Annotated in this window: 1 protein-coding gene; it reads left to right on the top strand. The window is 77.5% G+C overall.

The window, feature by feature from the left end:
• Positions 1–8,947, top strand: an 8,947-nt coding sequence (locus PUR71_RS10175) for a type I polyketide synthase (RefSeq protein ID WP_329926268.1), incomplete at both ends; no start/stop codon positions are given.

Below are 8,947 nucleotides of genomic sequence, written 5' to 3'. Positions count from 1 at the left end.
GGGGCACTCGATCGGTGAGGTCGCGGCGGCGCACGTGGCGGGGGTGTTCTCGCTGGAGGACGCCTGCACGCTGGTCGCGGCCCGGGCGCGGCTGATGTCGCAACTCCCCGGTGGGGGAGCGATGGTGTCCGTCGAGGCGACAGAGGAGGAGGTGCTGCCGCTGCTGACGGACGGCGTCTCCATCGCCGCCGTCAACGGGCCCACGTCGGTGGTGATCGCCGGCGACGAGGACGAAGTCCTGCGCATCGCCGCGCAGTTCGGCGGGCGGCGCACCAAGCGGCTGCGCGTCTCGCACGCCTTCCACTCGCCGCACATGGAGCCGATGCTCGACGCCTACACCCGCGTCGCCGCCACGCTCACCTACGACGCCCCGGCGATCCCCCTCATCTCCACCGTCATCGGCGCGCCCGCCACCGCCGACGAGCTCGCCGCGCCCGAGTACTGGGCCCGGCAGGTGCGCGGCACCGTCCGCTTCGCCGACGCCGTCCAGGCCCTCGCGGGCCACGGCGCCGCCGCCTTCCTCGAACTCGGCCCCGACGGCGTCCTCACCGCCGCCGCCCGCGCCACGCTCGGCGACGGCGCCCGCCTCACCGGCGTGCCCGCGCTGCGCCGCGGCCGCCCCGGCGTCGCGGCCCTCACGGCCGCGCTCGCCCGCCTCGCCGTCGGCGGCCTGCGCCCGGACTGGGCGGCGGTCTTCGCCGACACCGGCGCCCGCCGCGCCGACCTGCCCACCTACCCGTTCCAGCGGGAGCGCTACTGGCCGGAGGGGCGGCCCGCCGCGGCCGCCGGCACCGACCCGGTGGACGCCGAGTTCTGGGCCGCCGTCGACCGCGGCGACCTCGCGGCGCTCGGCGCCGGGCTCGACCTCGACACCGACACCGTGACCGCCCTCTCCACCTGGCGCCGCGCCCGCCGCGAGCGCTCCACCGTGGACGCCTGGCGCTACCGCGCCTCCTGGACGCCGCTCGACGCCACGGGCGCCGCCGCGGCCCGGCCGTCCGGCCGCTGGCTGGTGCTCGCGTCGGACGGCGCGCCGTGGGTGGAGGGGCCGGTCGACGGGGTGACCCTGCGCGTCTCCGGTGACCGGGCCGCGCTCGCCTCGGAACTGCGTTCGTCCGCAGGCGAGTTCACCGGCGTCCTGTCCCTGCTCGCCCTCGGGGACGAGCCGCTCGCCGCCACCGTCACCGCCGTCCAGGCCCTCGGCGACGCGGGCGTCGAGGCGCCGCTGTGGTGCCTCACCCGCGGCGCCGTCGCCACCGGCCGCTCCGACCGACCCGCCGACCCCCGGCAGGCCGCCGTCTGGGGCCTCGGCCGCTCGGCCGCCCTCGAACTGCCCACCCGGTGGGGCGGGCTGATCGACCTGCCGGAGCAGCTCGACGACACCGCGCTGCGCCGCCTGGCCGCCGCGCTCGCCCGCACCGACGGCGAGGACCAGCTCGCCGTCCGCGCCTGCGGCACCTTCGCCCGGCGTCTGGTGCGCCGGCCGTCGGGCGAGCGCGCTGCCGCCCGGCCGTACGTGCCCGCCGGCACCGTCCTGATCACCGGCGGCACCGGCGGCCTCGGTGGGCAGCTCGCCCGCCGCCTCGCCGCCCAGGGCGCCGAACACCTGCTGCTGCTCAGCCGCCGCGGCGCGGACGCCCCCGGGGCCGAGCGGCTGCGCGCCGACCTCGCCGCCCTCGGCGCCGACGTCACCCTGGCCGCCTGCGACGCCGCCGACCGGGACGCCCTCGCGGCCGTCCTCGCCGCCGTCCCCGCCGACCGGCCGCTCACCGCCGTCTTCCACACCGCCGGCGTCGTCGCCGACGGCACCCTCGACACCCTGACCGCCGAGCACTTCGCCGAGGTGTTCCGCCCCAAGGTCGACGCCGCACACCACCTCGACGAGCTGACCCGCGACACCGACCTCGCCGCCTTCGTCCTCTTCACCTCCACGGCCGGCACCCTCGGCGCCGCCGGCCAGGCCAACTACGCCGCCGCCAACGCCCACCTCGACGCCCTCGCCGAGCAGCGCCGCTCCCGCGGCCTGCGCGCCACCGCCATCGCGTGGGGCCCCTGGGCCGGCGACGGCATGGCCGGAGCCGGCGTCGAACAGCGGGTGCGCCGCGGCGGATACGCCCCGATGGCGCCCGAGCGGGCCCTGACCGCCCTCGGCCACGCCCTCGACCACGACGACACCGCGCTCACCGTCGCCGACATCGACTGGCAGCGCTTCGCCGCCGTCTTCACCGCGCAGCGGCCCGTCCCACTGATCGCCGCGCTGGCCGGGGCGACGGGCCGTCCTGCGGCCACCGCCCCGGAGACCGGGCTGCGCCGGCGCCTCGCCGAACTGTCCGAGCAGGCCAGGGAGCGCTTCGTCCTCGACTTCGTGCGCACCCGCGTCGCGGCCGTCCTCGGCCACGCGGGCGGCGAGCGCGTGGGCGCCGACCAGCCCTTCACCGACCTCGGCATGGACTCCCTCACCACCGTCGAACTGCGCAACGCCCTCACCGCCGCCACCGGCCTCACCCTGCCCGCCACCCTCGTCTACGACCACCCGACCCCGGCCGACCTGGCCGCCCACCTCCTCGTCGAACTCCTCGGCACCCTCCCGGAACCCGACCGGGCCCCGGCCGCGCGCGACGTCGCCGACGACCCCGTCGTGATCGTCGGCATGGCCTGCCGCTTCCCCGGCGGCATCGAGACGCCGGAGGACCTCTGGCGGCTGCTCGGCGACGGCGCCGACGCCATCCGCCCGTTCCCCGCCGACCGCGGCTGGGACCTCGACGCCCTCGGCCGCGGGGGCTCCGCCACCCTCCACGGAGGTTTCCTCGACGGCGTCGGCCGCTTCGACGCCCGCTTCTTCGGCATCTCGCCCCGCGAGGCCCTCGCGATGGACCCCCAGCAGCGCCTGCTGCTGGAGACCTCCTGGGAGGCCCTGGAGCGCTCCGGCATCGCCCCCGACCGCTTGCGCGGCAGCGACACCGGCGTCTTCGTCGGCACCAACGGCCAGGACTACCTGACCGTGCTGCGCCGCGGCACCGCTGACGTGCGGGGCCACGCCGCCACCGGCAACACGGCGAGCGTCCTGTCCGGCCGCCTCTCCTACACCCTCGGGCTGGAGGGCCCGGCCGTCACCGTCGACACCGCGTGCTCCTCCGCGCTCGTCTCCCTCCACCTGGCCGCCCGCGCGCTGCGCGCCGGGGAGTGCTCGCTGGCCCTGGCCGGCGGCGCCTCGGTGATGTCGAGCCCGGACGCCTTCGTCGAGTTCACCGCGCAGGGCGGACTGGCCGCCGACGGCCGCTGCAAGCCCTTCGCCGACGGCGCCGACGGCACGGCGTGGTCCGAGGGCGCGGGCGTCCTGGTGCTGGAGCGGCTCTCGGACGCGCGGCGCAACGGGCACCCGGTGCTCGCCGTCGTGCGCGGCTCCGCCGTCAACCAGGACGGCGCCTCGAACGGGCTGACGGCCCCCAACGGCCGGGCCCAGCAGCGGGTGATCCGCGCGGCCCTCGCCGACGCGGGCCTGACCGCCGCCGAGGTCGACGCCGTCGAGGCGCACGGCACCGGCACCGCCCTCGGCGATCCGATCGAGGCGCACGCCCTGCTGGCCGCCTACGGGCGGGAGCGCGAACTGCCGCTCCTGCTCGGCTCGGTGAAGTCGAACCTCGGCCACACCCAGGCCGCCGCCGGCGCCGCCGGCGTGATCAAGACGGTGCTCGCCATGCAGCACGGCGCACTGCCGAAGTCGCTGCACGTCGATGCGCCCTCCCGGCACGTCGACTGGACGGCCGGCGCGGTGGAGCTCCTGACGCAGGCCCGCGACTGGCCGCGGACCGGCCGCCCGCGCCGGGCCGGCGTCTCCGCCTTCGGCGTCAGCGGCACCAACGCGCACGTGCTGCTGGAGCAGGCGCCCGCGGCTCCCGAGCCGGAGGGTCCGGTGTCGGCGGTGGGCGCGGCGCCGTGGGTGGTCTCGGCCAAGTCCGAGGCCGCGCTGGACGCTTCGCTCGGTCGGCTGGCCGGGCTGGACGGGCCGTCCGCGCCGTCCGCGCCGGACGTGGCGTACTCGCTGGCCGTCGGGCGGGCCTCGCTCGGGCACCGCGCGGTGCTGCTGGACGGTGCGGAGGTCGCGCGCGGGGTGGCGGGGGAGCGGTCGACCGCGTTCCTGTTCTCCGGACAGGGCTCGCAGCGGCTCGGCATGGGACGGGAGTCGTACGCCCGCTTCCCGGTGTTCGCCGAGGCCTTCGACGGCGTCTGCGCACGGCTGGACCAGTTGCTGGAGCTGCCGCTCCGGGACGTGGTCTGGGGGGCGGACGCCGGGCTGCTGAACCGGACGGAGTACGCCCAGGCCGGGCTGTTCGCCGTCGAGGTGGCGTTGTACCGGCTCGTCGAATCCCTGGGCGTGCGACCGGAGTTCGTGGCCGGTCACTCGATCGGTGAGATCGCCGCCGCGCACGTGGCCGGGGTGTTCTCCCTGGAGGACGCGTGCACGCTGGTCGCGGCGCGCGGCCGGCTGATGCAGGCGCTTCCGGAGGGCGGCGCGATGCTCGCCGTGGAGGCCTCGGAGGACGAAGTCCTGCCGCTGCTGGACGAGTCGGTGTCGATCGCCGCCGTGAACGGCGCGACGTCGGTGGTCGTTTCGGGGGCGGCGCGGGCCGTCGCGGCGATCGAGGCGCACTTCGCCGACCGGCGGACCACGCGGCTCAACGTCTCGCACGCCTTCCACTCGCCGCTCATGGAGCCGATGCTCGACGACTTCCGGGCCGTCCTCGACGGGCTCGCGTTCGCGGCGCCGTCGATCCCGCTGGTCTCCAACCTGACGGGCGCGCTCGCCGACGGTGTCGAGTCGCCCGAGTACTGGGTGCGCCACGTCCGCGAGACCGTCCGCTTCGCCGACGGCGTCCGGGCGCTGGAGGAGGCGGGAGCCACCGCCTTCCTGGAGCTCGGCCCGGACGGCGTCCTCGCCGCCCTCGCCGAGCGCGGCCTCGGCGCGAGGAGCGTGACGGCTTCCACCCTTCGGCGGGACCGGCCGGAGGAGCACTCGCTGGTCACGGCGCTGGCCCGACTGCACGTCGTGGGCGTGCCGGTCGACTGGGCGCGCCTCTTCGACGGCACCGGCGCCCGCCGGGCCGACCTGCCCACCTACCCGTTCCAGCGCGAGCTGTACTGGCCCGAGCGCGCACCCGAGCCCGTGGGCGCGCAGGACCCGGCGGACGCCGCGTTCTGGTCCGCCGTCGAGCGTGCCGACACGGCTGCGCTGGGCACGACCCTGGGCCTGGACGACGAGTCGTCGCTCGGCGCGCTGCTGCCCGCCCTCTCGGCCTGGCGCCGCCGCCGGAGCGAGCGGACGGACGCGGACCGGCTGCGCTACCGGGCGGTCTGGAAGCCGTACGCGGTGTCTGGCGGGCCGGAAGCCCTGCCGGGGACGTGGCTGGCGCTCGTGGCGGAGGGGCAAGACGACTCCTGGACGTCCGCGGTGCTCGCGGGTCTCGGTGCGGAGGCCGTACGGGTGGCGGATGACGCCGTGGACCTGCCTCCGATCGCCGGGCCGATCACCGGTGTGGTGTCCCTGCTCGTCGCCGCCGGTGGTGTGCCCGCCGGACTCGCCCGGCCGGACCGCCTGCTCGCCGCCCTCGGCGAGGCCGGCGTCGAGGCCCCGCTGTGGTGCCTCACCCGGGGCGCCGTCGCCGTCGGCGACACCGAGGCCCCGCAGGACGCCGCGCAGGCGGCGGTGTGGGGCATCGGCAGGGTGGCCGCGCTCGAACAGCCCCGGCGCTGGGGCGGGCTGATCGACCTGCCCGAGGCCCCCGACGCCCGTACGTCCGCTCGCCTGCGGGCCCTGCTGACGGCCGGGGTCGGCGAGGACCAACTGGCGCTGCGCCCTGCCGGGGCCTTCGTCCGCCGGCTCGTGCGCGCCACGACGGCCGACACGGCACGCCCGTGGACTCCGCGCGGCACGGTCCTGGTGGTCGGCGACCCGGAGGGCCACGCGGCTCCCACGGCCCGCTGGCTCGCCCAGGCGGGTGCCGGACACGTGGTGGTGCTGACGGGCGAGCCGGCTCCTGTCGCCGGTGGGGGCGACGTGTCGCCCGATGTGGCCGGCGTGCCCGAGGCGGCCGGTGACGGGCCGGGTGGGTTCGTCGGGCGCGGCCAAGAGCCGTCGCTCGTGGAACTGCGGGCCGCGCTCGCCGAGTTCGGTACCGACCTGACCCTCGTCGCCGGCACTCCCGGCGACTGCGTCCACGGGCTGGCGGACCTCTCCGCCGTCCTCTACACCGGCCGGTCGGCCGAGCCCGGCGACCCCCTGGCCGGGCTGCTCGCCGACCTGGCGGCGCTCGACGAGGCGCTCGCCGACCGGGAGCTCGACGCCTACGTGCTGTTCGGGTCGATCGCCGGCACCTGGGGGGTCAAGGGCCGGGCCGAGGAGGCCGCCGCCAGCGCCCTCCTGGATGCCCTCGCCCAGTCCCGCCGTGCCGCCGGGCGGGTCGCCACCGCCGTCGCCTGGGGCGCCTGGGCGGGCAGCACGCCCGACTCCCTGGCCGCGCACCTGCGGGCCAACGGGCTGCCGCCCGTCGCCCCCGGCCGCGCCCTGACGGCCCTCGGCGCCGACCTCGACGGCTCCACCGTCACCGTCGCCGACGTGGCGTGGGACCGCTTCGCGCCCGCCTTCGCCGAGACCCGGCCGGCCCGGCTCTTCGCCGACCTGCCCGAGGCCCGCGTCGCCGCCGAGCCGCAGGAGGCGGCAGGCGCGTCCTGCGGCAAGGCCGACGCGCTGCGCGCCGGGCTGCGGGAGCGGTCGGCGCCCGAGCGCACCGAGGCGCTGCTGAAGATCGTGCGGTCCGAGTCGGCCGCCGTGCTCGGCCACGCCGACGCGGACGACGTGCCGTCCGGGCACCCGTTCAAGGACCTCGGCTTCGACTCGCTGACCGCCGTCGACCTGCGCAACCGGCTCAACACCGCGACCGGCCTGCGCCTGCCCGCGACCCTCGTGTTCGACTACCCGACCCCGGCCGCCCTCGCCGCCCACCTCCGAGCCGAACTCTTCGACGAGGCGCAGGAGACGGAGCGCCCGACGGTCGCCGCCGACACCGACGACCCGATCGTGATCGTCGGCATGGGCTGCCGCTACCCGGGCGGCGTCCGTTCGCCCGAGGACCTGTGGCGGCTGCTGCGGGAGGGTGGCGACGCGATCGGCCCGTTCCCGGCGGACCGCGGCTGGGACCTCGAGCGGCTCGCCCACGGCGACCGCGACGGGCGCGGGCGCAGCGTCACTCAGCAGGGCGGGTTCCTGTACGACGCGGCCGAGTTCGACGCCGCCTTCTTCGGGGTCTCCCCACGGGAGGCGATGGTCGTCGACCCGCAGCAGCGGCTCGTGCTGGAGACCGCGTGGGAGGCGCTGGAGCGCGCCGGGATCGACCCGGCGGGCCTGCGCGGCGGCGACACCGGCGTGTTCATCGGCGGCGGCAGCGGCGACTACCGGCCGGCCATCGGCCAGCTCGGGCACGTCGAGACCGCGCAGTCCGCGAGCCTGCTGTCCGGCCGGCTCTCCTACACCCTCGGCCTGGAGGGGCCCTCGGTCAGCGTGGACACCGCGTGCTCGTCCTCGCTGGTGGCCCTGCACCTCGCCGCCCAGGCCCTGCGGTCCGGCGAGTGCTCGCTGGCCCTGGCGGGCGGCGTGACGGTGATGTCGAGCCCGGTCGGGTTCGTCGAGTTCGGCGAGATGGGGGCGCTGTCCCCGGACGGGCGCTGCCGTACGTTCTCCGACGACGCCGAGGGCACGGCGTGGTCCGAGGGCGTCGGCGTCCTGGTGGTCGAGCGGCTCTCGGACGCCGAGCGCCGGGGCCACCGGGTGCTGGCCGTCCTGCGCGGCTCCGCGATCAACCAGGACGGCGCGTCGAACGGCATCACCGCGCCCAACGGCCCCTCCCAGCAGCGCGTCATCCGGCGCGCCCTGGCCAACGCGGGGCTGAGCGCCGCCGAGGTCGACGCCGTCGAGGCGCACGGCACCGGTACGAAGCTCGGCGACCCGATCGAGGCGCAGGCGCTGCTCGCCACCTACGGCCAGGACCGCGAACGGCCCGTCCTGATCGGCGCGCTGAAGTCGAACCTGGGCCACACCCAGGCCGCCTCCGGCGTGGCCGGCGTGATCAAGATGGTGCTGGCCATGCGGCACGGCCTGCTGCCGCGCACGCTGCACACCGGCACGCCGTCCTCGCACGTCGACTGGACGGCCGGCGCCGCCGAACTCCTCACCGAGGAGGCCGCGTGGCCCGCCACCGGCCGCCCGCGCCGGGCCGGCGTCTCCGCCTTCGGCGCGAGCGGCACCAACGCCCACGTCATCGTCGAGGCGCCGCCCGCGGCCGAGCCCGCCGAGGAGCGCCCGGACGACCGGCCGCTGCCCGTCCCGCTCTGCGCCGCGACGCCCGCCGCACTGCGCGAACAGGCCGCCCTGCTGCTCGGCCACCTCGCCGAGCACCCGGAGCTGACGGTCCGCGACCTCGGCCACTCCCTGGCCACCACCCGCACGCTGCTCGACCACCGGGCCGCCGTGCTCGCCGCCGACCGCGCCGAGCTGGCGCAGGGCCTGCACGCCCTCGCCGACGGCCAGGCCGCGCCGCAGCTCGTCCAGGGCTCGGCCCTGGGCGGGAGGACCGCCTTCCTCTTCCCCGGCCAGGGCTCGCAGCGCCCCGGCGCCGGGCGGGAGCTGTACGCCGCCCACCCGGTGTTCGCCGACGCGCTGGACGCCGTCCTCGCCGGCTTCGAGGGACGGCTGGCCGGGCCGCTGCGCCCGGTGCTGTTCGCGGCGGAGGGGTCGGCGGAGGCCGCGCTGCTGGACGACACGGGGTATGCGCAGCCGGCGCTGTTCGCGCTGGAGGTGGCGCTGTTCCGGCTGGTGGAGTCGTGGGGTCTGCGGCCGGACTTCGTGGTGGGGCACTCGATCGGTGAGGTCGCGGCGGCGCACGTGGCGGGGGTG

Source organism: Streptomyces sp. SP17BM10 (assembly GCF_036322405.1).
GTDB lineage: Bacteria > Actinomycetota > Actinomycetes > Streptomycetales > Streptomycetaceae > Kitasatospora.
This window is presented reverse-complemented; position numbering and strand designations above follow the sequence as displayed.